This is a genomic window from Streptomyces sp. NBRC 109706 (genome assembly GCF_000974485.1).
GTDB lineage: Bacteria > Actinomycetota > Actinomycetes > Streptomycetales > Streptomycetaceae > Streptomyces.
The window spans coordinates 104,288-128,537 of record NZ_BBOM01000011.1; the positions used below are offsets into that span (position 1 = coordinate 104,288).

Genomic DNA, 24,250 nt, shown 5'->3' on the forward strand with positions numbered 1-24,250 from the left:
CCCGCCCGACCAGCCCGAACGCACGACCCTCCGGAGCCGAAAGCCTGAGATGACGGTCAACGAACCCCGGGACACCCCCCGTTCCCATCCCGACGAGACGCCCGACGAGACACCTGACGAGACGCCCGCGGGGGCGGCGCCCGGCGCCACCCGCCGGCACAACGCGCTGCCCAAGGCGCGCATCCTGATCGAGGCGCTGCCCTGGCTCACCCGCCACCACGGCCGAACGGTGGTGATCAAGTTCGGCGGCAACGCCATGGTGGACGAGGAGCTGAAGGCGGCCTTCGCCCAGGACGTCGTCTTCCTGCGGCACGCCGGGCTGCGCCCCGTGGTGGTGCACGGCGGCGGGCCGCAGATCAACCGCCAGCTGGAACGCCTCGGCCTGACCTCGGAGTTCAGGGGCGGACTGCGGGTCACCACCCCCGAGACCATGGACGTGGTGCGGATGGTGCTGGCCGGCCAGGTGCAGCGGGAGCTGGTCGGGCTGCTCAACCGGCACGGCCCCTGGGCCGTCGGCATGACCGGCGAGGACGCCCATATCCTCACCGCGACCAAGCGGTTCGTCGAGGTGGACGGGGAGCCGGTCGACCTCGGCCGGGTCGGCGACATCACCGCCATCGAGACCGGCGCCGTCCAGGCCCTGCTCGACGACGGGCGGATCCCGGTGATCTCGTCCATCGCCCGCAGCGCCGACGACGACCATGTCTACAACATCAACGCCGACACCGCCGCCGCCGCGCTGGCCGCCGCCCTCGGCGCCGAGACCCTGATGGTGCTCACCGACGTGGAGGGCCTCTACGCCGACTGGCCGGCCAGCGACGAGGTGATCAGCCGGCTGACGGAGAGCGAGCTGGAGAAGCTGCTCCCCGAGCTGGCGAGCGGCATGGTGCCCAAGATGGAGGGCTGTCTCTTCGCGGTGCGCAACGGCGTCCGCACGGCCCGGGTGATCGACGGCCGGGTGCAGCACTCCATCCTGCTGGAGATCTTCACCGACGAGGGCATCGGCACCATGGTCGTGCCGGACGAGCCGCCCGCCACCTCCACCACCGACATCGCGCACACCGCGAACCAGGGAGCGTCGTCATGAGCAACGCGTCGTTGCACGCCAGGTGGCGGGCCGCGCTGATGGACAACTACGGGCTGCCCCGGGTGCCGCTCACCCATGGCGAGGGCGCGCGGTTCTGGGACGCCGACGGCCGGGAGTACGTCGACTTCGTCGGCGGTATCGCCGTCAACGCCCTGGGCACCGGCCATCCGGCCGTGGTGGCCGCCGTATCCGAGCAGATCGCCCGGCTCGGCCATGTCTCCAACCTCTTTGTCGCCGAGCCGACCGTGGCGCTCGCCGAACGGCTGCTGGCGCTGGCCGGCCGGCCGGGGCGGGTCTACTTCTCCAACTCGGGCGCCGAGGCGAACGAGGCCGCGTTCAAGCTCGGCCGGCTCACCGGGCGCCCGCACATGGTCGCCACCCGGGGCGCGTTCCACGGCCGCACCGTCGGCGCCCTCGCGCTCACCGGGCAGCCGGGCAAGCAGGACGGGTTCCACCCGCTGCCGGGCGAGGTCACCCATGTGCCGTTCGGCGACGTCGAGGCGTTGCGCGCCGCCGTCACCACCGAGACCGCGCTGCTGATCGTCGAGCCCATCCAGGGCGAGAACGGCGTGGTGGTGCCCCCCGAGGGCTATCTGGCGGCGGCGCGGGAGATCACCAGGGCCACCGGAACGCTGCTGGTGCTGGACGAGGTGCAGACCGGGATCGGCCGGACGGGGCACTGGTTCGCCGGCCAGGCGCAGGGCGTGGAGCCCGATGTGATCACCCTGGCCAAGGGGTTGGGCGGCGGACTGCCCATCGGCGCCACGCTCGCCTTCGGCGAGGCGGCCGAGCTGTTCACGCCCGGCCGGCACGGCTCCACCTTCGGCGGCAACCCGGTCTCCTGCGCGGCGGCCCTCGCCGTGCTGGACACCATCGAGAACGAGGAACTGCTCCAGCGGGTCAAGGAACGGGGCGAGCGGCTGCGCGCCGGGATCGAACGGCTGGGACACCCGTTGGTCCGGGGGGTCAGGGGCGCCGGCCTGCTGGTCGGTATCGTGCTCACCGAACCCGTGGCCGCGCGGGTGCAGCGATCGGCCCAGGAGGCCGGGCTGTTGGTGAACGCGGCCGTCCCCGACGTGGTGCGGCTGGCCCCGCCCCTGATCATCGGCGAAGCGGAGGTCGACACCCTCCTCGCCGCGCTGCCCGGGGTGTTGGACGCCGCGCGCGCCGAAGCGGCGGGCGGATGACGACCGGAGAGGGAGCATGACGGACCCCGAGCGACCCAGAGGCGGCCAGACGGGCGGCCCCGCCGTGCCCCAGACGCGCACGGCCAGGCACCGCAGGATCGTGGAGATCCTCAACCACGGTCCGGTGCGCTCCCAGAGCCAGCTCGCCAAGCTCCTCGCCGACGACGGGCTGAGCGTCACCCAGGCGACGCTCAGCCGGGATCTGGACGAGCTGGGGGCGGTCAAGATCCGGGGCACCAGCGGGGAGTTGATCTACGCGGTGCCCAGCGAGGGCGGCTTCCGCACCCCACGGGCGCCGCTGGGCGAATCGGCCAAGGAGGAGCGGATGGCCAGGCTCGCCGGCGAACTGCTGATCGCCGCCGAGGCGTCGGCCAACCTGGTGGTGCTGCGCACGCCGCCCGGCGCGGCGCAGTTCCTCGCCTCCGCCATCGACCAGGCCGAGGTGCACGACATCCTGGGCACCATCGCCGGCGACGACACGGTGCTGCTGATCAGCCGGGCTCCCGACGGCGGCCAGTCCCTGGCCGACCATCTGCTGCGGCTGGCGCAGCGGGAGCCGGGCCAGGGCCAGTAGCCGCCGGGCCACCGGGCCGCCGGGCGGGGTCCCGGCGGCGGTTCGGCTCAGTGGTCCCGCTGGCCCACCAGGCGCAGCAGCGCGGTAAGCCGCTCCGCCGCCTCCTTGGCGACATCGGCCGTGGCCAACGCGCCCTCGGCCAGGGCCAGCTGGTCGGCGACGGCGTGTTCGGCCCACTCCCGGCCGCCGGCCTCGACCACCAGATCGGCCAGCACCGACGGCGGGGTCGCTCCCTCGTCCGACTCCGGATCGTCCTCGGCGTACAGCTCGGCCAGCCGGCGCCCCGCCGGGGTGCCGGAGTCGAGCGCGGCGACCACGGGCAGTGACTTCTTCCGGCTGGCCAGATCGGCCCCCGCCGGCTTGCCGGTGACCGCCGGATCGCCCCAGATGCCGAGCAGATCGTCCGTCAACTGGAAGAGCACACCGAGGTGATGGCCGAACCGGCGCAGCGCCTCCGTCTGCGCCTGGTCGCCGCCGCCCCAGAGCGCGCCGAGGGCGCAGGCGCAGGCCAGCAGCGAGGCCGTCTTCCGCTCGGCCATCAGCAGGCATTCGCCCAGCGCGACCCGGGAGCGCTCCTCGAAGTGCAGATCGGTCTGCTCGCCCTCGATCAGCTGGGTGGTCGACTCGCTCAGCCAGCGCAGCCCGGTCAGCGTCCTGGGCAGCGCGTCCTCCTCGGACAGGACCCGGCAGGCGTGGATCAACAGCGCGTCCCCGGCCAGCAGCGCGGACGAGGAGCCGAAGACCGTCCACGCGGTGGCCCGGTGCCTGCGGGTGGTGTCGCCGTCCAGGATGTCGTCGTGCAGCAGCGAGAAGTTGTGCACCAACTCGACGGCCACCGCCGGGCCCAGCGCCTCATCGGCCGAGCCGCCCACCGCCTCGGCGCAGCTGAACACCAGCGCGGGCCGCAGCGCCTTTCCTGTGGGGGCGCTGTCCGGGCGGCCGGCGCTGTCGGTCCATCCGAAGTGGTAGGACGCCACCCGCGCCACGGGCGGCGGCAGCCGGTGCACCCAGGTACGGAGGGCCGGATCGAGCAGCACCCGGGCCCGGTGCAGCACCTCCTTGGCGGCCTGCTGCCCGTCCTTCGTGGGGGGATGGGTGGTCATCACGGGACTCCCTCGCAACGCGCCGGTTCAGGGACAACGCGTCCCAGCTTGACCGTCGCCGGGGAGCACCGGAACGGCGCGGACGCGCCGGTTGCCCCGGCCGCGCGCCGGTCCCGACCGCGCACCCGGCCGGCTGACCAGGGGTTCCCCGAACGGCCCCGCCTTGACGCACGGGACGGATGGGGCGTGGGGATATACCCGTGTGGGTTACCCCCGGGCCGCCCGCCGCTCCTCGGCGAGGACCGTCCACCGGCCCCAAGTCATCGGGCCCGCCCGCCATTTCGACGATGCCGCGCACCGTTCCCCCGGGTCGGGTGCGCGGCCGCCCCGCGGCCGTGGAGCCGGCCGGGTTGACGGCGCCGCCCCGCCCCTCGGACCGCACCATACGGTGCCGGCCGGGGTCGCTGACCAGGGCGTTTGACGAACCATACGGAGCGCCGCATACTTATTCCAAGCTCAGCATGGGCACCCCAGCTACCAGCATCGCCCGCACCAAAGGAGACACCGTGACCCAGCGCGTCGTACTCGCCTACTCCGGTGGACTGGACACCTCGGTCTGCATCGGCTGGATCGCCGAGGCCACCGGGGCCGAGGTCGTCGCCGTCGCCGTGGACGTCGGCCAGGGCGGCGAGAGCCTGGACGTCATCCGCAAGCGCGCGCTGGCCTGCGGTGCGGTCGAGGCCGAGGTGGTCGACGCCAAGGACGAGTTCGCCGAGGAGTACTGCCTGCCGGCGATCAAGGCCAACGCGCTCTACATGGACCGCTACCCGCTGGTGTCCGCGCTCTCCCGCCCGGTGATCGTCAAGCATCTGGTGGCCGCCGCCCGCAAGCACGGCGCCGACACCGTCGCCCACGGCTGCACCGGCAAGGGCAACGACCAGGTCAGGTTCGAGGCCGGCATCGCCTCCCTGGCCCCCGACCTGAAGTGCATCGCCCCGGTCCGGGACTACGCGATGACCAGGGACAAGGCCATCGCCTTCGCCGAGGAGAACGGCCTGCCGATCGCCACCTCCAAGAAGTCCCCGTACTCCATCGACGCCAACGTCTTCGGCCGCGCCGTGGAGACGGGCTTCCTGGAGGACATCTGGAACGCGCCGATCGAGGACATCTACGAGTACACCCAGAACCCGGCCGACCCGCGCGACGCCGACGAGGTCGTGATCACCTTCGACGCGGGCGTCCCCGTCGCCGTCGACGGCCGCCCCGTCACCGTGCTCCAGGCCATCAAGGAGCTGAACGAGCGGGCCGGCGCCCAGGGCGTGGGCCGGATCGACATGGTCGAGGACCGGCTGGTGGGCATCAAGTCCCGCGAGGTGTACGAGTCCCCGGGCGGCATCGCGCTGATCGCCGCGCACCAGGAGCTGGAGAACGTCACGGTCGAGCGCGAGCTGGCCCGCTACAAGCGGCAGGTCGAGCAGCGGTGGAGCGAACTGGTCTACGACGGCCTGTGGTTCTCCCCGCTCAAGCGGGCCCTCGACGGCTTCGTCGAGGCGGCCAACCAGCATGTCAGCGGCGACATCCGGATGACCCTGCACGGCGGCCGGGCCGTCGTCACCGGTCGGCGCTCCGACCAGTCGCTCTACGACTTCAACCTCGCCACCTACGACACCGGCGACTCCTTCGACCAGTCGCTGGCCAAGGGCTTCATCGACATCTTCTCGCTCTCCGCGAAGATCGCGGCCAAGCGGGACGTTGCCCCGTGAACCAGCCCACCGAGCACCACGAGCCCGACGTACGGCTCTGGGGCGGCCGGTTCGCGCACGGCCCCGCCGAGGCCCTGGAGCGGCTGAGCGCGTCCGTGCACTTCGACTGGCGGCTCGCCCCCTACGACATCGCCGGCTCCCGGGCCCACGCCCGGGTGCTGCACCGCGCCGGGCTGCTCGACGAGCGGGAGCTGACCGCGATGCTCGCCGGCCTCGACCGGCTCGCCGCCGATGTCGCGGACGGCTCGTTCACCGGCACCATTGCCGACGAGGACGTGCACACCGCCCTGGAACGAGGGCTGCTGGAACGGCTGGGGCCCGACCTCGGCGGCAAGCTGCGCGCCGGCCGGTCCCGCAACGACCAGGTGGCCACCCTCTTCCGGATGTACCTGCGCGACCACGCGCGGATCATCGGCGAGCTGCTGGCCGACCTCCAGGAGACGCTGATCGGCCTGGCCGAGGCCCATCCGTCCGCCGCCATGCCGGGCCGCACCCACTTCCAGCACGCCCAGCCGGTGCTCTTCGCGCACCATGTGCTGGCCCATGTCCAGGCCCTGGCGCGGGACGCCGAGCGGCTGCGCCAGTGGGACGCGCGGACGGCCGTCTCGCCCTACGGCTCGGGCGCGCTGGCCGGCTCCTCCCTCGGCCTCGACCCGGAGGCCGTCGCCGCCGACCTCGGCTTCGAGGGCGGCTCGGGCGGGAACTCCATCGACGCGACGGCCGCCAGGGACTTCGCCGCCGAGTTCGCCTTTGTCACCGCGATGCTGGGCGTCAACCTCTCCCGGATCGCCGAGGAGGTGATCGTCTGGAACACCAAGGAGTTCTCCTTCGTCACCCTGCACGACGCCTTCTCCACCGGCAGCTCGATCATGCCGCAGAAGAAGAACCCGGACATCGCCGAGCTGGCCAGGGGCAAGTCGGGGCGGCTGATCGGCAACCTGACGGGGCTGCTCGCCACCCTCAAGGCCCTCCCGCTCGCCTACAACCGCGACCTCCAGGAGGACAAGGAGCCGGTCTTCGACTCCTGCGACCAGCTGGAGATCCTGCTGCCCGCCTTCACCGGCATGCTGGCCACCCTCACCGTCAACGAGGAGCGGATGGCCGAGCTGGCGCCCGCCGGCTTCTCGCTGGCCACCGACATCGCCGAATGGCTGGTCAAGCGCGGCGTCCCGTTCCGGGTCGCGCACGAGGTCGCGGGGGAGTGCGTCAAGGTCTGCGAGGCCCAGGGCATCGAGCTCGACCAGCTGACGGACGAACAGTTCGCCGCCATCTCCCCCCAGCTCACCCCCGAGGTCCGCGAGGTGCTGACCGTCGAGGGCGCGCTGGCCGCCCGGTCCGCCAGGGGCGGCACGGCGCCCACCGCCGTCGCCCAGCAACTCACCGAGCTGAAGGCGGAGTTGGGCCAGCAGCGGGAGTGGATCGCGGCCCGGGGGCCGCTGGTCTGAGCCCGGCGAGCCGACCGAGCACGCCCGCTCCCGCGCCGCCGCGCGGGAGCGGGCGTTTCCGTTCAGCCGGCCCGTTCACCCACTCCGTTCGCCCGGCCCGTTCACTCGCCCGGGTAGCGCAACCCGATCTCCCGCCGCGCGGCGTCCAGCGTCCGCATCACGGCGAGGGTCCCGTCCAGGGGCACCAGCGGCGACTCCGTCTCACCGGCCCGCAGCGCGCGCCCCACCTCGGACGCCTCGTGGATGAACGAGTTCGAAGGACCCGGCACCGAGAACTCCTCCGGCTCCGCGCCAGCCCGGTGCAGCACGAACCGCTCCGGATGGAAGAAGCCGCGCGGGAACTCGATCCGCCCCAGCGACCCCGTCACCACCGCCGTCCGCGCCGTGTCCGCGACCAGGGAACACGTCAACGCGGCCACCGCGCCCGACGCGTAGCCGAGCAGCAGCCCGGTGTTCTCGTCCACGCCACCCGACAGCCGGGCCCAGGCCCGCACCTCGTCCGGCTCGCCCAGCAGCAGCTGGGCGAACGCCACCGGGTAGACCCCCAGGTCCAGCAGCGCGCCGCCGCCGAGCAGCGGATCCCGCAGCCGGTGCGTGGCATCCATCGGCGCCTCGATCCCGAAGTCGGCGTGCACCGCCAGCACCTCGCCGATCGCGCCGTCGGCGACCAGCTCGGCCATCCGCCTGACCACCGGATTGCAGTAGGTCCACATGGCCTCCATCAGGAAGACCCGCCGCTCGCGCGCCAGCCCCACCAACTCCTCGGCCTGCGCCGCGTTCAACGTGAACGGCTTCTCGCACAGCACCGGGGTGCCCGCCTCAAGACACAGCCGCACCGGCTCCTGGTGCGCGCTGTGCGGGGTGGCCACATAGACCACGTCCACGTCCGGATCGCCGGCCAGCGACGCCCAGTCGCCATGGGCGCGCGGGATCCCGTACCGCTGCGCGAAGCCCTCCGCCGAGGCGAGCGAACGCGAACCGACGGCCACCACCTCGGCGTCCGGCAGCTCGGCCAGGTCCTCGACGAACTTCCCCGCGATTCCCCCCGTCGCCAAGATGCCCCAGCGCACCGGGCGTTCGCCCGGTCCCTTGCCCTCGTCAGCCATATCGCTCCCTCAAGTGCGGTGATTAACCGGTTCATCGTAATCAGCGGTGGCGCCGTCACCCCGGCGGCGGCACGCTCCTACCGGTACGGTGTGCACCTGATTCCGGCGACCGAAGGGTGTGAAAGGTACCGCCATGGCGTTCACCCGCTACGATCCCGAGGCCACCCCCACCGCGCGCATCGGCCTCGGCCTGGCCGCCGTGGGACGCCCCGGCTACCTCACCCTCGGCCGCACCCGCGACCTGCCCGCCGACCGCACCGTCGAGGCGCTGCGGGAACGCACCCACCACCTGCTGGACGCCGCCTACGCCCAGGGCGTCCGCTACCTGGACGCGGCCCGCTCCTACGGCCGAGCGGAGGAGTTCCTGGCCGACTGGCTGGCCAACCGCGCGGAGGCGGCCAAGGACCTGGTGGTGGGCAGCAAATGGGGCTACACCTACACCGCCGACTGGCGGACCGAGGCCGACACCCACGAGACCAAGGACCACGGCGCCGCCACCCTCGACCGTCAACTCGGCGAATCCACCGCCCTGCTCGGCCGCCGCCTCGACCTCTACCAGGTCCACTCCGTGACCCCCGGCAGCCCCGCCCTCGGCGATCCGGCGGTGCTCGCCCGCCTCGCCCGCCTCGTCGAGGACGGCGTGACGGTCGGCCTCTCCACCAGCGGCCCCGACCAGGCCGAGGCGATCCGCGCCGCGCTCGACGTCACGGTGGGCGGCCGGCCGCTGTACTCCACGGTCCAGGCCACGTTCAACCTGCTGGAGCCGTCGGCCGGCCCCGCCCTGGCCGAGGCGCACGCGGCGGGGCGCACGGTGCTCGTCAAGGAGGCCCTGGCCAACGGGCGCCTCGCCGGCGAGGCCGCGCCCCCCGAACTCCGCCGCCTCGCGCAGGACAGCGGCACCACGCCGGACGCGGTGGCGCTGGCCGCGGTGCTGGCCCAGCCCTGGGCCGGCCTGGTCCTCTCCGGCGCTGCGACGGTCGGTCAGCTGACCGAGAACGTGACGGCGGCCACGCTCAGCCTCGACCCCGCCCGCCTCGCCTCCCTGGCCCGCCTCGTAGAACCCCCCACCACCTACTGGCGCACCCGCTCCGCCCTCCCCTGGAACTAACCGCCTGACCGGCGGGGGCTCAGCCACGGGCCGCACCGGGCGTCGGCCGGTCGCGCCGGTCCCGCTGTCCGGGCGGGGTGGGTCGTTCCCCCGGCGCCCCCTCGCAGGGCCGTGCCGTTTCCGCCCCGCCCGACCCGGACAGGGGGACGTCTGCCTGGCCGGCGACCGAACGGTTCCCTCTCGGGCCGGAAGCCTCCGCGGGGCCGGCCATCCGCCGGGCGGGAACGCCGTTGCCGTGCGGCCCCCACCCGACCCGGACAGGACCCGGACACCCCAGGCCGGGTCCGGCCCGGCACGTCCGTTGTCCACCTCTGCCCGGCCCGGGTAGGGCTCCTCCCGTGCCCCGGATGGGAGTGCGGGCCCGGTGCCGGCCGCTGTCCGCCTCCGGCCGGGGGCCGCGGTTTCTGCCCGGTCCGGGCGGGTCTCGCCTGTTCGGGTGGGTGTTCTCGGCCTGGTTCGGGTAGCGGCTGCTGCCTCCGCCCGGGCCGCGTAGGGCTCCTCCCCTGCCCCGGAACGAAGTGCGGGCCCGGTGCCTGCCGTTGTCGGGCTCCGGCCGGGGGGCGCGGTTTCTGCCGAACCCGGGCCGGGTTTGGTTCGGCGCGTCCGTTGTCCGTTTCTGCCAGGGCCGGGTGGGGCTCCTCCCGTGCCCCGGATGGGAGTGCGGGCCCGGTGCCCGCCGTTGTCGGGCTCCGGCCGGGGGGCGCGGTTTCTGCCGAACCCGGGCCGGGTTTGGCCCGGCACGTCCGTTGTCCGTTTCTGCCAGGGCCGGGTGGGGCTCCTCCCGTGCCCCGGATGGGAGTGCGGGCCCGGTGCCCGCCGTTGTCCCGCTCCCGCCGGGGTCGCGGTTTCTGCCCAGCCCGGGCCGGGTTCGGTTCGGCACGTCCGTTGTCCACCTCTGCCCGGCCCGGGTAGGGCTCCTCCCGTGCCCCGGATAGGAGTGCGGGCCCGGGGCCGGCCGCTGCCCGGCTCCCGCCGGGGGCCGTTGCCTCTGCCCGGCCCGGGCAGGGCTACGCCGCGCGGGCCTTGGTGGCGTACATGTCGACGTATTCCTGGCCGGAGAGGCGCATCACCTCGGTCATGACCTCGTCGGTGACGGCGCGCAGCACATAGCGGTCGCGGTCCATGCCCTCGTAGCGGGAGAAGTCCAGCGGCTGGCCGAAGCGGACGGTGATCCGTCGGCCGCGGCCGACGCGGGGGAGGCCCTTGCCGCCCGGCTGTACCCGGTCGGTGCCGATCATGGCGAACGGGACCACCGGCGCGCCGGTCATCAGGGTCAGTCGGGCGATGCCGGTGCGGCCCCGGTAGAGGCGGCCGTCGGGGGACCTGGTGCCCTCCGGGTAGATGCCGAAGACGTCGCCGCGCTCCAGGACCCGGCGGCCGGTCATCAGCGCCGCGACGCCGCCGCGGGCGCCGTCCCGGTCCACCGGGATCATGCCGACGGCGGTGAAGAACCAGGCCATCACGCGGCCCTTGAGGGACCGGCCCTTGACGTACTCGTCCTTGCCGATGAAGAAGACCTGGCGGTCACAGACCAGCGGAAGGATGACCGAGTCGATGAAGGTCAGATGGTTGCCGGCGAGGATCACCGGGCCGTTGCCCGGCACATTGGCCAGCCCCTCGACCCGTGGGCGCAGCAGCAGCTTCAGCAGGGGGCCAAGCAGCACCTTCAACAGCACGAATCGGGACAACTTCCCCTCCGGTCGTTCATGGTCACGCGCATCTCGCGATGCGTTCCGCGCATTCGTCGCGATGCATAGGAATGCATAGCGACGATACTCGCGCGAAGGGGTCCCTCCCGCACAGGGTTCACTCGATGGTGCGGAGAACGTCACATCGTCCGGCCCGCACCCATGCCGTTGGGGCTGGCTTCGCCGGCTGTTCGCCGAGGCGTTCTCGCGGTGCCGGGAAAGCGTCCCTACGATCGGCGCGGTCAGCTCATCGGCGAGGGAGAACACATGTCAGCTCGACAGGCGGCGGACACGACCAGGAACGCGCTCGGTCGGCGGGCGGTGCTGGGCGCGGCGATGGCGGGCGCCGGCGGCGCCGCGCTGCTCGGCGCCGGTGCCGGGACGGCGCAGGCCGCCGAGGCCACCGGCCGGCACGGCGGGGGCGGCGGGGGCGGCGGCCGCGGGCGGCTGCCGGTGCCGACCGTGGTGGCGCACCGGGGCGCCTCCGGCTACCGTCCCGAACACACCCTGGGCTCCTACCAGTTGGGCCTTGACCTGGGTGCCGACATCATCGAGCAGGATCTGGTGCCCACCAGGGACGGCCATCTGGTGTGCCGGCACGAGAACGACATCACGGGCACCACCGATGTCGCCGACCACCCCGAGTTCGCCGACCGGCGCACCACCAGGTCGGTGGACGGCGTGGAGTACACCGGCTGGTTCACCGAGGACTTCACGCTGGCCGAGCTCAAGACCCTGCGGGCCACCGAACGCATCCCGGGGCAGCGTCCCCACAACACGCTCTACGACGGGCGTTGGGAGATCCCCACCTTCGCCGAGGTGCTCGACTGGGCCGCCGAGCAGGGCCGGAAGCGGGGCCGTCCGGTGTGGCTGTACACCGAGACCAAGCACCCCACGTACTTCCGTTCGCTCGGCCTCGGCCTGGAGGAGCCGCTGGCCCGGCTGCTGCGCCGGCACCGGCTGCACCGTTCGGACGCGCCGGTGTTCCTGCAGTCCTTCGAGCCCACCAGCATCGAACGGCTGGCCCGGCTGGTCGACACGCCGGGCGTGGTGCTGCTCGGCGCGGCCGACTCCCGCCCCTGGGACTACCAGGAGTCGGGCGATCCGCGGACCGTCGCCGATCTGATCACCCCTCAGGGGCTCGCCGAGATCGCCGGCTACGCCTCGGGCATCGGCCCGGTGCTGGACCTGGTCATCCCGCGTGCCGCCGACGGGTCCCTGACCAGCCCGACCAGCCTGGTCGCCGACGCCCACGACGCCGATCTGCTGGTGCACCCGTACACCCTGCGCAACGAGAACGCGTTTCTGCCCGCCGACTTCCGGCGCGGTGAGGACCCCAACGGATTCGGGGACGCGTTCGGCGCGCTGCGCGCCTATTTCGAGGCCGGCATCGACGGCGTCTTCGCCGATCAGCCGGACACCGCGCTGCTCGCCGCCGAGGACTTCCGCGCGGCCCGCTGACCGCCCGGGCGGGGCCGTTCAGGGGGCTGAGTCGGCAATCTCACACGGTAGTTGGCCCGGGGGCATTCCCCCGCGCGCCGGTCCCTAGCACAATGCTGACGGCGCGGGTCTGACCTGCGCCGTCAGGGCTATCGCCGGTGCGCGCGCACCCTCAACACGCGCGGCCGGCCGGACTCCTCAGCTGGAGGCGTGAGCATGGGCATGAGCGTCACCATCGGGTCGGCGACCGAACAGGACGTCGAGCAGATCCTCAAACTGCAGTACCTCTGCTACCAGTCAGAGGCCGAGCTGTACGGCGACTACACGATCGCCCCGCTCACCCAGACCCTCGCCGAGCTGCGCGCCGAGGCGGCCGACACCTGCGTGCTGGTGGCGCGGCTCGGTGACGAGGTGGTGGGCTCCGTACGGGGCGGCGTCGGCGCCGATGGCACCGCCGACATCGGGCGGCTGATCGTGCATCCCCGGATGCAGCGACACGGCCTGGGCGGGCGGCTGTTGGCGGCGATCGAGCAGCGGCTCGCCGCCGAGCGGGCGGCGGCCCGCTACCGGCTCTTCACCGGCCACCGCAGCGCCGGCAACCTGCGGCTCTACCGCCGCCTCGGCTATGCCCAGGTCGGCACGGAGCAGGTATCCCGGCATCTCAGCCTGGTCACCCTGGAGAAGCCGGTGGCCGGGTTCGGGAGCGTGGACGAACGGCCGTTGGCGGCCAGCGCGTAGCGGCCCGAACGGTCGACACGGGCGGCGCGGCATGGGCGAAGGGGCCCGCGCCGCGCCTTTCCTGTTCCGTCACACGGGGTCGTTCAGGGCGGGCTCGGCCGAGGTCCGCCGTCCGCCGGGGGCCAGCCAACGCAGGCCGGTGAGCGGCAGGACGAGCGGGAAGAAGACATAGCCCATGCCGTAGTCGGACCAGACCGTGGCGTCGGGGAAGGCGCCGGGGTCGACCAGCGACCAGGTGCCCACGATCAGCACCCCGGCCAACTCCAGGGCGCAGCACAGCCGTCCGAGCCGGCGGGCCCGCTCCCCGCCGCGCACCAGGGAGAACAGGATCACCGCGTACACCACGGCGGCGACCGCGGAGAGCAGATAGGCCAGCGGCGCCTCGTCGAAGCGGGTGGAGAGCTGGTACGCCGAGCGCGAGGCGGCGCCGACGGCGAACACCCCGTAGAGCAGCACCAGCAGCCGGCCGGGGCCACGCCGCAGGTCGGGGCCGCGCGCCGCCGTGGGGGAGTGGGGCTCAGACACCGGCGGCCCCCGCCCAGACGTCGGCCAGCCGCACTTCGAGGACGGCCAGCACCACGGCGCCGGCCGCCACCGTCGCCGAGCCCCAGCGGGTCCGCTCGGTCAACGAGACGGCCGCCGCGATCGGCAGGCAGAGCGGCACCGCCACCAGATAGCAGACGAACACCAGCGTGCTGCCGTCCCCGTCAGGCCGCTCGCCGCCGGCGAGCGCGACCGTGGAGACCCCGACCTGGACCAGCGTCAGCAGCAGCACCAGGGCGGCGCCCCCGTAGTGCCAGTCCTTGACCGGCTGGTCCCGGACGGCCGCGTAGCCGCACCAGGCCGCCAACAGCAGGGCGGTCACCACGACCGTGACCGTCAACGGGGTGAACATGGGCAGAGACTCTACGCCGGGCGCCCCCGCCCCCCGCCGGCCGGGCCCGGCTCCCGGGGCCGACCACGTGGCGTTGGCCACAGGTTCCCTGGCTGCGACGTCGGGCCGTGCGCCGGTCTGTTTTACTTGACCTCATGACACCGACGAGCTGCCATTTCCCGGCGACCGAGGCGCTGATGCCGCCCGGTGCTCACTGTCCGTGTCGAATGTGTGACCGCTGAGGGCCCCTGATCGAGCAGCGATTCCGCGCCCCGAAGCGAAGCTGACGCCCCGCCCGCGCCCTTCGGCGCGCCCGCCACGCCGCCGTCAGCGCCGCAGCTCCCTCCGCACCACCACCTGACCGTGCCAGGTGTGCGCCGCCGTGCGCCGCCCGGCACCCGACAGCGATGGAAGCCAGTGATCACCACCACGGACCTGACCAAGGTCTACCGTTCCCGGGGCCGCGAGGTCACCGCGCTCGACGGCGTCAGTCTGCGGGTCGAACCCGGCCAGATGTACGGCGTCATCGGCCGTAGCGGGGCCGGCAAGTCCACCCTGATCCGCTGCGTCAACCTGCTGGAACGTCCCGACTCGGGGACGGTCACGGTGAACGGCGAGGACCTCACCGCGCTGGCCGGCCGCGGCCACCGCGCCGGCAGGCCGCTGCGGCGGGCGCGGACCGGCATCGGCATGATCTTCCAGCACTTCAACCTGCTCTCCTCGCGCACCGTGCGCGGCAATGTGGAGCTGCCGCTGGAAATCCTCGGCCTCACCCGCCGCGAGCGCGCCCGCAAGGCGCTCGACCTGCTGGACCTGGTCGGCCTCGCGGACCACGCCAGGGCCTATCCGGCGCAGCTGTCCGGCGGCCAGAAGCAGCGCGTCGGCATCGCCCGCGCGCTGGCCGGCGACCCCAAGGTGCTGCTATCCGACGAGGCCACCTCGGCGCTCGACCCGGAGACCACCCGCTCGGTGCTCCAGCTGCTGCGCGACCTCAACCGGCAGCTCGGCCTCACCGTGCTGCTGATCACCCACGAGATGGACGTGGTCAAGGCCGTCTGCGACGCCGCCGCGCTGATGGAGAAGGGCCGGATCGTGGAGTCGGGCGTCCTCTCGGAACTGCTCGCCACCCCGGGCTCCCGGCTGGCCGGCGAGCTGTTCCCGGTCGGCGGCGCCCGCAGTGCCGAGGACCGCACCGTGGTGGACATCACCTTCCACGGCGACAGCACGGCGCAGCCGGTGATCTCCCAGCTGGCCAGGTCGCACGACGTCGACGTGTCGATCCTCGGCGCCGCCATGGACACCGTAGGTGGGCGGCAGGTCGGCCGGATGCGCATCGAACTCCCCGGCCGTCCCGAGGAGAACACCAGGGCCCTCGGCTTCCTCCGCGAGGCCGGGCTCACCGTCGAACTGCCCGACCAGTCGGCCCCCGCGCCGGTGGCCGTGGAACTCACCGGAGAGGGCGCCTGATGACCTGGTCCCAGATGCAGCCGCTGCTCAGCCAGGGCACCATCGACACGCTCTACATGGTCGGCTGGTCCACCTTCTACGCGGTGCTCGGCGGCCTGCCGCTCGGCGTCCTGCTGGTCCTCACCGACCGCGGCGGGCCGCTGCGCAACGTGCCGCTGAACAAGGCCATCGGCGTGATCGTCAACGTCGGCCGCTCGTTGCCGTTCATCATTCTGCTGGTCGCGCTGATCCCGTTCACCCGTTTCGTGGTGGGCACCGCGATGGGGCCGACAGCCGCCGTGGTCCCGCTGGCCATCGCCGCCATCCCGTTCTTCGCCCGGCTGGTGGAGACGGCGGTGCGCGAGGTCGACCACGGACTGGTCGAGGCCGCCCACGCGATGGGCGGCGGCACCTGGACGGTGGTGTTCAAGGTGCTGCTGCCGCAGGCCCTGCCGTCCCTGGTCGCCGGCCTGACGACCACGGTGATCGCGCTGATCGGCTACTCCGCGATGGCCGGCGCCGTCGGCGGCGGCGGCCTCGGCACCCTCGCCTACACCTATGGCTACCAGCGCTTCGAGGACGAGTTCATGCTCGTCACCGTCGCCGTCCTGCTGGTCATCGTCACCGCCGTCCAACTACTGGGCGACGGCGTCGTACGCCTCATCTCCCGCCGCACCCGCACCGGTTGACCCGCGGCGGCCACCGACCCCGGGCCACCCCCGGAACCCGAGAAAACCCGCAGCAAGCGAAAGGCACTCTTCGTGCGTACTCACCTCAAGTCCGGCGCGCTCCTCGCCACCATCACGGCCCTCGCCCTCGGGCTGACCGCCTGCGGCACCGACTCCGACCCGGACACCGGCGGCTCCGGCAGTGACGACGCCGCCGCGGACCCCGCGCAGCCGCTGAGCGTCGCCGCCAACCCCGTCCCCCATGTGGAGATCCTGGAGTTCGTCAAGGACAACCTCGCCGAGGAGGCGGGGCTCGACCTGGACATCCGCACGGTGACCGACTACGTCATCCCCAACACGCTGGTGGACGACGGGGACGTGGACGCCAACTTCTTCCAGCACCAGCCCTACCTGGACGACTTCAACGCCCAGCAGGGCACCGACATCGTGCCGGTCATCAACGTCCACCTGGAGCCGCTGGGCCTCTACTCCTCCCAGCTCGACAGCTTCGAGGAGCTGGGCGACGGGTCGACCGTCGCCATCCCCAACGACGCCACCAACGGCGGCCGCGCCCTGCAGCTGCTCGCCGGCGAGGGCCTGATCGAACTGGCCGACGGGGTGGGCGCCGAGGCGACCCTGGGCGACATCACCGAGGACAACGGCCTCAACTTCCAGGAGCTGGAGGCCGCCTCGCTGCCCCGCGCCCTGGAGGACTTCGACGCCGCGGTGATCAACGGCAACTACGCCCTGGAGGCCGAGCTGGTGCCCGCCGAGGACGCGCTGATCCTGGAGGACGCCGAGAACAACCCCTACGCCAACTTCCTGGCCGTCAACGCGGGCAACGAGGACGATCCGCGCGTCCAGAAGCTGGCCGAGCTGCTGAACTCCGACGAGGTCAGGCAGTTCATCGAGGACACCTACAACGGCTCCGTCATCCCGGCCTTCGGCACGCCCGCCGGCTGACCGTCCCCACCACACCCGCGGCGTCCACCGACGCCCCCACGCCGGGCCCCGCGACACAGCCGGGGCCCGGCGCGGTCGTTCCCCGCCCCATGCGCCATGCTGTGCACGAGACCCCAGGCCAGGCATGGAGCCCGCATGACATCCACCTTCCCCGATATCTCCATCAACACCGAACGGTTGATGCTCCGTCCGTTCGAGGAGGCCGACGCCCCCGAGCTGGCCGCCATGATGAGCGACGAGCTGAGCATCGCCTGGACCTCGGCACCCCTTCCCTACACCCGGCGCGAGGCCTACGACTGGATCACCCGCAGGGCCCCCGCCGAACGCACCGAGGGACGGGGCATCGTGCTGGCCGTCACCGAGTACCTCACCCACCGGCTGGTCGGCAGCGTGCACCTGATGAACACCGACTGGCGGGTGTCCAGCACCGAGATCGGCTATGTGGTGGGCCCCTGGGCCAGGGGCGAGGGCTACGCGGCCGAGGCCGTGCAGGCCGTCGCCCAGTGGCTCTTCCGCGACCAGAAGTTCGAACGCCTGGAGCTGCGCACCGCGGCCGGGAACACCGCCTCCCAACAGGTCGCCCAGAAGGTCGGCTGCGTCAGCGAGGGCGTGCTGCGCAACGCGCTGATAGTGCGCTCCCGCACCGAGGACGGCGGCTGGACCGACATCCGCACCGACCTGATCGTCTGGGGCCTGCTCCCGGAGGACATCGAGGAGGCCCCCTACCACCACCGGCGGCCGGCCGACGTCTGACCGGGCGCGGTAGGCTCAACGCCGTCACCAGCCCTTCCCCGCAGGAGATCCATGGCCGACCGCGTCACCGTCATCGGATGGGACGGGTCCCCCCTCGGCCCTGCCGCCACCACGGCGCTCCGCGCCGCGACCCTGGTCGCCGGCGCCCCCCGCCATCTGGACCTGCCCCAAGTCCCGCCGCGCGCCGAGCGGGTGACCCTGGGCAGCGTCGCGGTCGCCGCCCGCAGGATCGCCGCCCACCGGGGCACCGCCGTGGTGCTCGCCGACGGCGACCCCGGCTTCTTCGGGGTGGTACGCGCGCTGCGCGATCCGACGCACGGCCTTGAGGTCGAGGTGGTGCCCGCCGTCTCCGCCGTCGCCACCGCCTTCGCCCGCGCCGGCATGCCCTGGGACGACGCCCGCGTGGTGGTGGCCAACGAACGCACCCTCCGCCGCGCCGTCAACGTCTGCCGCGCGCACCCCAAGGTCGCCGTCCTCACCGCGCCCGGCGCCGGACCCACCGAGATCGCGCTGCTCCTCGGAGCCCAGCAACGCACCTTTGTGATCTGCGAATCGCTGGGCACCGACCGCGAACGGGTCTCCGTGCTCACCTCCGACCGTGTGCCACGGCACCACTGGACCGACCCCAACGTGGTGATCGTCATCGGCGGCACCCTCGCCCACTCCGGCACCAGCAGCTGGCTGGCCGGCCTCGCCACCGGCGATCTGCCCGAGGAGCCGCGCGGCTGGGGCCTCGACCCGGCCGCCTACGGCCAGCCGGCACCCGACCGGGACGCGGAGGGCGCCGGGCGCAGCCGACGCCTGCGCGCCCTCGAACTCTCCGTCCTCGGCCCCCGGTTGGGGGATCTGCTGTGGGACGTGGGCAGCGGCGGCGGGTTGACGGCGGTCGAGGCGGCCCGGCTCGGCGCCGCGGTGATCGCCGTCGACCGCGACCCGCGCGCCCTGGCGCTGGCCGAGGCAGCCGCCCGCCGGGTCGGGGTGCAGCTGGAGACCGTCCAGGGCGTCGCGCCCCAGGCGCTGGTCGACCTCCCGCAACCCGATCTGATCCGGGTGGGCGGTGGGGGGCACCGCACCCTGGTCGCCTGCGCCGACCGGCGGCCCGAGCGCATCGTCAGCCACGCCATGACCCGCGACCAGGCGGAGGCGGCCGGCCGGGTGCTCACCGGGGCCGGCTATGCCGTGGAGTGCACCCTGGTGCAGTCCGTTGAACTCGCGGTCGGCGACTGGTCGGAACAGGGCAGAACAGTTGTCTTTCTGCTCGCTGCGCGTCTGTTGTCATCCGTTGGCTGACAAATACGGATCATTCAGGGTCAGTCCGGCGCCCACGATCAGCGTCGCACGCCATCCCGGGTAGGCTGAACGACCGTTGTGCCGTCAGCCGGACACGTTCTCTCACGGTCGTTTCGACCATGGCGTCCGGCCCTGTCAGGCAACGGAAGGAGCACATGCGATGGGCGAGGTGGACGCATGACGGACGCCCCCGGCGCGATCCCCGAGGGGGAACAGCCGGAGCAGCCGGAGCGGTTGGACACACCCCCTCCCGCCGCCTACCCCTACCCCGGACAGCCCCAGGTGGCGCCGGTGGCGGGAGCCGTGATCGAGGGAGCCGAGGAGGCCGAGGAGACGGACGAGGAAGAGCTGCTGATGCCGGGCAGCGCCGCCGCCTGGGGCGAGGTGCCCGCCGCACCGGCGCCACCCGCCCCCGCGCCCCGGCAGAACGTCCGCCCCGTCCCACGCCCCGGCTCCCACCCGACGGAGCCCGAATACCTCGATGTCCCGCTGACCCGGGCCGACCAGCCCGCACCCGCACCCGCGCCGGCGCCGACCCCGGCGCCCGTCGAGCAGGCCCCCGTCACGCCGCCGGCCGTCGAGGCCGACCCCGCGCCGAGCCCGGCCCCGGCGGCCGAGGCCGGTCCGCCGCCTACTCCGACTCCTGCTCCGATTCCGCCGACTCCGACGCCGCCGCAGGGTGTCGCCGAGGCGGTGCCGGCCGAGGCCGCCGAGCCGCGGCCGGCGGAAGCCGTCCCGACCGTGGCCCCGACCCCGCCGCAGGGCGTCGCCGCGCCCGTGCCGGCCGAGGTGCGGCCGGCCGCCGTCCCGGTCGCGCCGCAGCCCAACGGGCCGGCGCCCGCGCCGAGTTCGCCCCAGGCCCCGACGCCGCCCGCCGCCCCCGTCGTTCTCCCGGCCCCCGTCGAGGCGCCGCCTCCCCAGCCGGCCGAAGCCCACGCCGCCGTCGAACAGGCACCCGCCACCGAACAGGCCCCCGAACTGCCGCCGGAGCCCGTCGCCCCCGAGCAGGCGGCGGAGCCCGTTGCGCCCGTCCCCGCGCAGCCCCAGCCCACCCCGACCCCCGCGCCCTCCGCGCGGCCGGCGGAGCCGCCCGCGGCGCCCGGCTACCCCGAGCCCGAACGGGACGCCGTGCACCGGCTGATGCGCGACCGGCGCGATGTCCAACACGGCTTCCGCGCCGACCCGATCCCGCCCGAGGTGCTGCTGCGGGTCCTGGAGGCGGCCCACAACGCGCCCAGCGTCGGCCCGGCCCAGCCCTGGGACTTCGTGATCATCAAGTCCGAGGAGACCCGCGCCGCCATCCACGAGGTGGCCCGCCGCCAGCGCGAGTCCTACGCCAAATCGCTGCCCAAGGCCAGGGCCCGGCAGTTCCGCCAGCTCACCGTCGACGCCATCCGCGACACCCCCGTCAACATCGTGGTGACCGCGGACCCCACCCGTGGCGGCCGCAACACCTACGGCTGGCACCTCCAACCGCAGACCACCCCCTACTCCTCCGCCCTCGCGGTGGAGAACCTCTGGCTCGCCGCCCGCGCCGAAGGGCTCGGCGTCGGCTGGATCGGCTTCCTCGACGAACGGGAGCTGGTCCGCACGCTCGGCCTGCCCGAGCATCTGGAGGTCGTCGCCTACCTCTGCGTCGGCTATGTGGACGCCTTCCCCGACGAGCCGGAGCCGGACCGGGGCGGCGCCGCGCACCGCAGGCCGCTCTCCTGGGTGGTGCACGAGGAGTCCTACGGCCGCCGCGCGCTGCCCGGCTCCGAACCGCACGACCTGCTGAGCGAGACCCTGGCCGAGATCCGTCCGCTCGACGCCCAGGCGCTCGGCGAGGCGTGGGAGCGGCAGAAACGGATGACCAAACCCGCCGGCTCGCTCGGCGCGCTGGAGGTCATCTCCGCCCAGCTCTGCGGCCTCTCCCGCAGCTGCCCGCCGCCCGTGCCCGAGCCGGCCGCCGTCGCCGTCTTCGCCGCCGACCACGGCGTGCACGCCCAGGGCGTCACCCCCTGGCCGCAGGAGGTCACCGGCCAGATGGTGGCCAACTTCCTCGGCGGGGGAGCCGTCTGCAACGCCTTCGCCGCCCAGGTCGGCGCCGAGGTCTGCGTGATCGACGTGGGCGTCCGCGACGAACTGCCCGGGATGCCGGGTCTTGTGCCGCGCCGGGTGCGGCCCGGCACGGCCGATCTCAGCGTCGGCCAGGCGATGAGCCGGGAAGAGGCGCTGCGCGCCGTCGAGGTCGGCATCGAGACCGCCCGCGATCTGGTCGCCGCCGGCAACCAGGCGCTGCTCACCGGCGAGATGGGCGTCGCCAACACCACGGCCGCCGCCGCCCTGGTCGCCGCGTTCACCGGCGCCGAGGCCGCCGAGGTCACCGGGCGCGGCTGCGGCATCGACGACGAGACGCTGGCCCGCAAGGTCGACGTGGTCCGCCGCGCGCTCCAACTGCACCAGCCCGATCCGAGCGACCCGTTGGGCGTGCTCGCCGCCGTCGGCGGGCTCGAACACGCGGCGCTCGCCGGGCTGATCCTCGGCGGCGCCGCCCAACGGGTGCCCGTGCTGCTCGACGGGGTGAGCGCCGGCGCCGCCGCGCTGGCCGCCCGCGCCATCGCGCCCGAGGCCGTCTCGGTCTGCGTCGCCGGACACCGCAGCGCCGAGCCCGGCCATCAGACCGCGCTCACCGCGCTGGGGCTGCGCCCGATGATCGATCTCGATCTGCGGCTCGGCGAGGGCACGGGGGCGCTGCTGGCCCTGCCGCTGGTGCAGAGCGCCGCCCGCGCCATGCGCGATGTGGCCACCTTCGACTCGGCCGGCGTCACCGACAAGAACTGACCGGCGGCACCGACAGGAGCTGAACCGACCGGCGCGGCGCCGGGCCCCGCCGCCCGGCGCCGTAAGCTGAGGCGGCGGAGCAGCGGCGCCCCGCAACCGACCACCCCGCACCCGGCACGCCACGGCCCCCGGCCCGGCGGCCGGGGCTGCAGCGGCGCGCCCGCCCGGCGCGCCCCGCGTCAAGGAGTCCGCCCCGCCGATGTCCGAACACCCCGCCTACCCCGTCGGGCTGCGCCTGGCCGGCCGCCGAGTGCTGGTGCTCGGCGGCGGCACGGTCGCCCAGCGCCGGCTGCCGGCGCTGCTCGCCGCCGGCGCCGACGTCATCCTGATCGCCCCCGCCGTCACCCCGTCCGTCGAGGCCATGGCCGAGAGCGGCGAACTGCGCTGGGAGCGCCGTGGCTACCGTCCCGGCGATGTCGAGGGCGCCTGGTACCTGCTGATCGCGACCGACGACACGGCCGTCAACGAGGCCGCGTCGGCCGAGGCGGAACGGCTCCGGGTCTGGTGCGTCCGCAGCGACGACGCCGAGGCCGCCACCGCCTGGACGCCGGCCACCGGCCGGGGCGACGGGGTCACCGTCGCCGTCCTCACCGGCCGCGATCCGCGCCGCTCGGCCGCAGTCAGGGACGCCGTCGTCGAGGGCCTGCGGGACGGCACTCTCGCCGCCCGCCGGCACCGCGACCGCACCCCCGGCGTCGCCCTGGTCGGCGGCGGCCCGGGCGACCCCGACCTGATCACCGTGCGCGGCCGCCGGCTGCTCGCCGAGGCCGACGTGGTGATCGCCGACCGCCTCGGCCCCAGGGACCTGCTGGACGAACTCCCGCCCGGCGTCGAGGTGATCGACGCCGCCAAGATCCCCTACGGCCGCTATATGGCGCAGGAGGCGATCAACGCCGCGCTGGTCGAACACGCCAGGGCCGGCCGCTCCGTGGTGCGCCTCAAGGGCGGCGACCCCTTCGTCTTCGGCCGGGGCCGCGAGGAGGCGCAGGCGCTGGCCGAGGCCGGCCTCCCGGTCACCGTGGTGCCGGGCGTCACCAGCGCCATCTCCGTCCCGGGTGCCGCCGGCATCCCCGTCACGCACCGGGGGGTCGCCCATGAGTTCACCGTGGTCAGCGGTCATCTGCCGCCCGACGACCCCCGTTCCCTGGTGGACTGGCCGGCGCTGGGCGCGCTGCGCGGCACGCTGGTGCTGCTGATGGCGGTGGAACGGATGGGCGCCATCGCGGAGACCCTGATCCGACACGGTCGTTCCCCCGACACCCCGACCGCCGTCGTCCAGGAGGGCACCACCCCGGCACAGCGCCGGGTGGACGCCACCCTGGGCACCGTCGCCGACCGGCTCACGGAGGCCGGCATCCGGCCCCCGGCGGTGATCGTCGTCGGCGATGTGGTGGCCGTGCCATGAGCGACACCCTGAGCCGGCGGCTGATCCCGGTCGACGATCCGGCCGACCCTCGCCTCGCCGACTACACGGGGCTGACCGATGTGGCGCTGCGCCGCCGCCTGGAGCCGGCCCAGGGGCTGTTCATGGCCGAGGGCGAGAAGGTCATCCGCCGCGCCCTGGACGCCGGTTACCCCATGCGGTCCCTGCTGCTCACCCCGCGCTGGGCCGAGACGATGGCCGAGGTGATCGAGGAGACCGAGGCCCCCGTCTATGTGGTCAGCCCCGAACTGGCCGAACACGTCACCGGCTACCACGTCCACCGTGGCGCCCTCGCCGCCATGCACCGCAGGCCGCTGCCGGCGCCCGCCGACCTGCTGACCGACGCGCGGCGCCTGGTGGTGCTCGAGGCCGTCAACGACCACACCAATGTCGGCGCGGTCTTCCGCAGCGCCGCCGCCCTCGGCATGGACGCGGTGCTGCTCTCCCCCGACTGCGCCGACCCCCTCTACCGGCGGTCCGTGAAGGTCTCGATGGGCGCGGTCTTCTCCCTCCCCTACGCCCGGCTGTCCCGCTGGCCCGGCGGGCTGGTGGGGGAGGTGCGGGAGGCCGGCTTCCAGCTGTTGGCGCTCACCCCCGAGGCCACGGCGACCGATCTGGCCACCGTGGTGGCCGAGGCTGGCGACGCCAGGCTGGCCCTGATGCTGGGTGCCGAGGGCGACGGGCTGACGCCCCGCGCGCTGGCCGTCGCCGACCGCCGGGTGCGCATCCCGATGGCGCACGGCATCGACTCCCTGAACGTGGCCGCCGCCGCTGCCGTCGCCTGCTACGCCCTCGCCAGGCCCAGGTGACGGGTCGGGGGCGGCGGAATTC

General features: G+C 73.8%; 20 protein-coding genes and 1 pseudogene. 16 read left to right on the plus strand and 5 right to left on the minus strand.

Annotated elements, in window-relative coordinates:
- Positions 1-49 precede the first annotated feature (49 nt).
- The 3 genes from argB to AOM46_RS25210 are packed head-to-tail and all read left to right on the plus strand — an operon-like array spanning position 50 to position 2,848.
- Complete coding sequence (gene argB / locus AOM46_RS25200) at positions 50-1,087, plus strand: acetylglutamate kinase (protein ID WP_078857177.1); 1,038 nt, start codon at positions 50-52, stop codon at positions 1,085-1,087.
- Entirely contained in the window at positions 1,084-2,274 is a 1,191-nt protein-coding gene (locus AOM46_RS25205; RefSeq protein WP_062215445.1) for an acetylornithine transaminase, read from the plus strand. Before argB ends, AOM46_RS25205 begins: the two co-directional genes overlap by 4 nt.
- 16 nt (positions 2,275-2,290) lie before the next feature.
- A complete protein-coding gene (locus tag AOM46_RS25210) occupies positions 2,291-2,848 on the plus strand; it encodes an arginine repressor (RefSeq protein ID WP_062215446.1) in 558 nt (185 codons plus the stop codon).
- A gap of 47 nt (positions 2,849-2,895) precedes the next feature.
- Here AOM46_RS25210 and AOM46_RS25215 read toward each other — a convergent pair whose 3' ends face one another.
- Entirely contained in the window at positions 2,896-3,951 is a 1,056-nt protein-coding gene (locus AOM46_RS25215; protein ID WP_062215448.1) for a polyprenyl synthetase family protein, read from the minus strand.
- A gap of 506 nt (positions 3,952-4,457) precedes the next feature.
- Here AOM46_RS25215 and AOM46_RS25220 point away from each other — a divergent pair.
- Both AOM46_RS25220 and argH read left to right on the plus strand, forming a co-directional pair.
- Entirely contained in the window at positions 4,458-5,654 is a 1,197-nt protein-coding gene (locus AOM46_RS25220) for an argininosuccinate synthase (protein WP_062215450.1), read from the plus strand.
- Complete coding sequence (gene argH / locus AOM46_RS25225; RefSeq protein ID WP_062215452.1) at positions 5,651-7,099, plus strand: argininosuccinate lyase; 1,449 nt, start codon at positions 5,651-5,653, stop codon at positions 7,097-7,099. The genes AOM46_RS25220 and argH overlap by 4 nt, the downstream gene beginning before the upstream one ends.
- Before the next feature lie 101 nt (positions 7,100-7,200).
- Here the strand turns inward: argH and AOM46_RS25230 are convergent, their stop codons facing one another.
- The gene (locus AOM46_RS25230) at positions 7,201-8,205 is read right to left on the minus strand and encodes a Gfo/Idh/MocA family protein (protein WP_062215454.1); all 1,005 of its coding nucleotides are present in this window, start codon (positions 8,203-8,205) and stop codon (positions 7,201-7,203) included.
- Positions 8,206-8,338: 133 nt separating this feature from the next.
- Between AOM46_RS25230 and AOM46_RS25235 the strand changes: the two genes are divergently transcribed.
- Entirely contained in the window at positions 8,339-9,313 is a 975-nt protein-coding gene (locus AOM46_RS25235) for an aldo/keto reductase (protein ID WP_062215456.1), read from the plus strand.
- Between the two features lie 1,007 nt (positions 9,314-10,320).
- Here the strand turns inward: AOM46_RS25235 and AOM46_RS25240 are convergent.
- Positions 10,321-11,001, minus strand: a complete 681-nt coding sequence (locus tag AOM46_RS25240) for a 1-acyl-sn-glycerol-3-phosphate acyltransferase (protein WP_062215458.1) — start codon at positions 10,999-11,001, stop codon at positions 10,321-10,323.
- Between the two features lie 267 nt (positions 11,002-11,268).
- On the opposite strand from AOM46_RS25240, the gene AOM46_RS25245 reads away from it, so the two are divergent.
- Together AOM46_RS25245 and AOM46_RS25250 are read left to right on the plus strand one after the other, a co-directional pair.
- On the plus strand, positions 11,269-12,462 hold the full coding sequence (locus AOM46_RS25245) for a glycerophosphodiester phosphodiesterase (protein WP_062215460.1): 1,194 nt from the start codon (positions 11,269-11,271) through the stop codon (positions 12,460-12,462).
- Between the two features lie 195 nt (positions 12,463-12,657).
- Positions 12,658-13,179, plus strand: a complete 522-nt coding sequence (locus tag AOM46_RS25250; protein ID WP_062215462.1) for a GNAT family N-acetyltransferase — start codon at positions 12,658-12,660, stop codon at positions 13,177-13,179.
- 69 nt (positions 13,180-13,248) lie between these two features.
- On the opposite strand, the gene AOM46_RS25255 is transcribed toward AOM46_RS25250, so the two are convergent.
- Positions 13,249-13,704 carry a hypothetical protein gene (locus AOM46_RS25255; protein ID WP_062215464.1) on the minus strand — a complete coding sequence of 152 codons (456 nt, stop codon included), beginning with the start codon at positions 13,702-13,704 and terminating at the stop codon, positions 13,249-13,251.
- The gene (locus tag AOM46_RS25260) at positions 13,697-14,074 is read right to left on the minus strand and encodes a hypothetical protein (RefSeq protein ID WP_062215466.1); all 378 of its coding nucleotides are present in this window, start codon (positions 14,072-14,074) and stop codon (positions 13,697-13,699) included. Before AOM46_RS25260 ends, AOM46_RS25255 begins: the two co-directional genes overlap by 8 nt.
- Before the next feature lie 396 nt (positions 14,075-14,470).
- Here AOM46_RS25260 and AOM46_RS25265 point away from each other — a divergent pair, with 396 nt between their 5' ends.
- The 8 genes and pseudogenes from AOM46_RS25265 to AOM46_RS25300 all read left to right on the plus strand — a co-directional run bounded on the left by AOM46_RS25265 (position 14,471) and on the right by AOM46_RS25300 (position 24,228).
- Entirely contained in the window at positions 14,471-15,520 is a 1,050-nt protein-coding gene (locus tag AOM46_RS25265) for a methionine ABC transporter ATP-binding protein (protein ID WP_062215468.1), read from the plus strand.
- Complete coding sequence (locus AOM46_RS25270) at positions 15,520-16,188, plus strand: methionine ABC transporter permease (RefSeq protein ID WP_062215471.1); 669 nt, start codon at positions 15,520-15,522, stop codon at positions 16,186-16,188. Before AOM46_RS25265 ends, AOM46_RS25270 begins: the two co-directional genes overlap by 1 nt.
- A 72-nt stretch (positions 16,189-16,260) precedes the next feature.
- Positions 16,261-17,130 (plus strand): MetQ/NlpA family ABC transporter substrate-binding protein, encoded by an 870-nt coding sequence (locus tag AOM46_RS25275; protein ID WP_062215473.1) that lies wholly within the window; start codon positions 16,261-16,263, stop codon positions 17,128-17,130.
- A gap of 135 nt (positions 17,131-17,265) precedes the next feature.
- Entirely contained in the window at positions 17,266-17,883 is a 618-nt protein-coding gene (locus AOM46_RS25280) for a GNAT family N-acetyltransferase (RefSeq protein ID WP_062215475.1), read from the plus strand.
- Between the two features lie 51 nt (positions 17,884-17,934).
- The gene (cbiE, locus tag AOM46_RS25285) at positions 17,935-19,173 is read left to right on the plus strand and encodes a precorrin-6y C5,15-methyltransferase (decarboxylating) subunit CbiE (protein ID WP_062215477.1); all 1,239 of its coding nucleotides are present in this window, start codon (positions 17,935-17,937) and stop codon (positions 19,171-19,173) included.
- Positions 19,174-19,773: 600 nt separating this feature from the next.
- Positions 19,774-21,996, plus strand: a pseudogene (cobT, locus tag AOM46_RS25290) (nicotinate-nucleotide--dimethylbenzimidazole phosphoribosyltransferase); the annotation flags it as partial.
- A 199-nt stretch (positions 21,997-22,195) separates the two neighbouring features.
- Positions 22,196-23,401 (plus strand): uroporphyrinogen-III C-methyltransferase, encoded by a 1,206-nt coding sequence (gene cobA, locus AOM46_RS25295; protein ID WP_062215480.1) that lies wholly within the window; start codon positions 22,196-22,198, stop codon positions 23,399-23,401.
- A complete protein-coding gene (locus tag AOM46_RS25300) occupies positions 23,398-24,228 on the plus strand; it encodes an RNA methyltransferase (RefSeq protein WP_062215482.1) in 831 nt (276 codons plus the stop codon). Before cobA ends, AOM46_RS25300 begins: the two co-directional genes overlap by 4 nt.
- Positions 24,229-24,250: the final 22 nt, after the last annotated feature.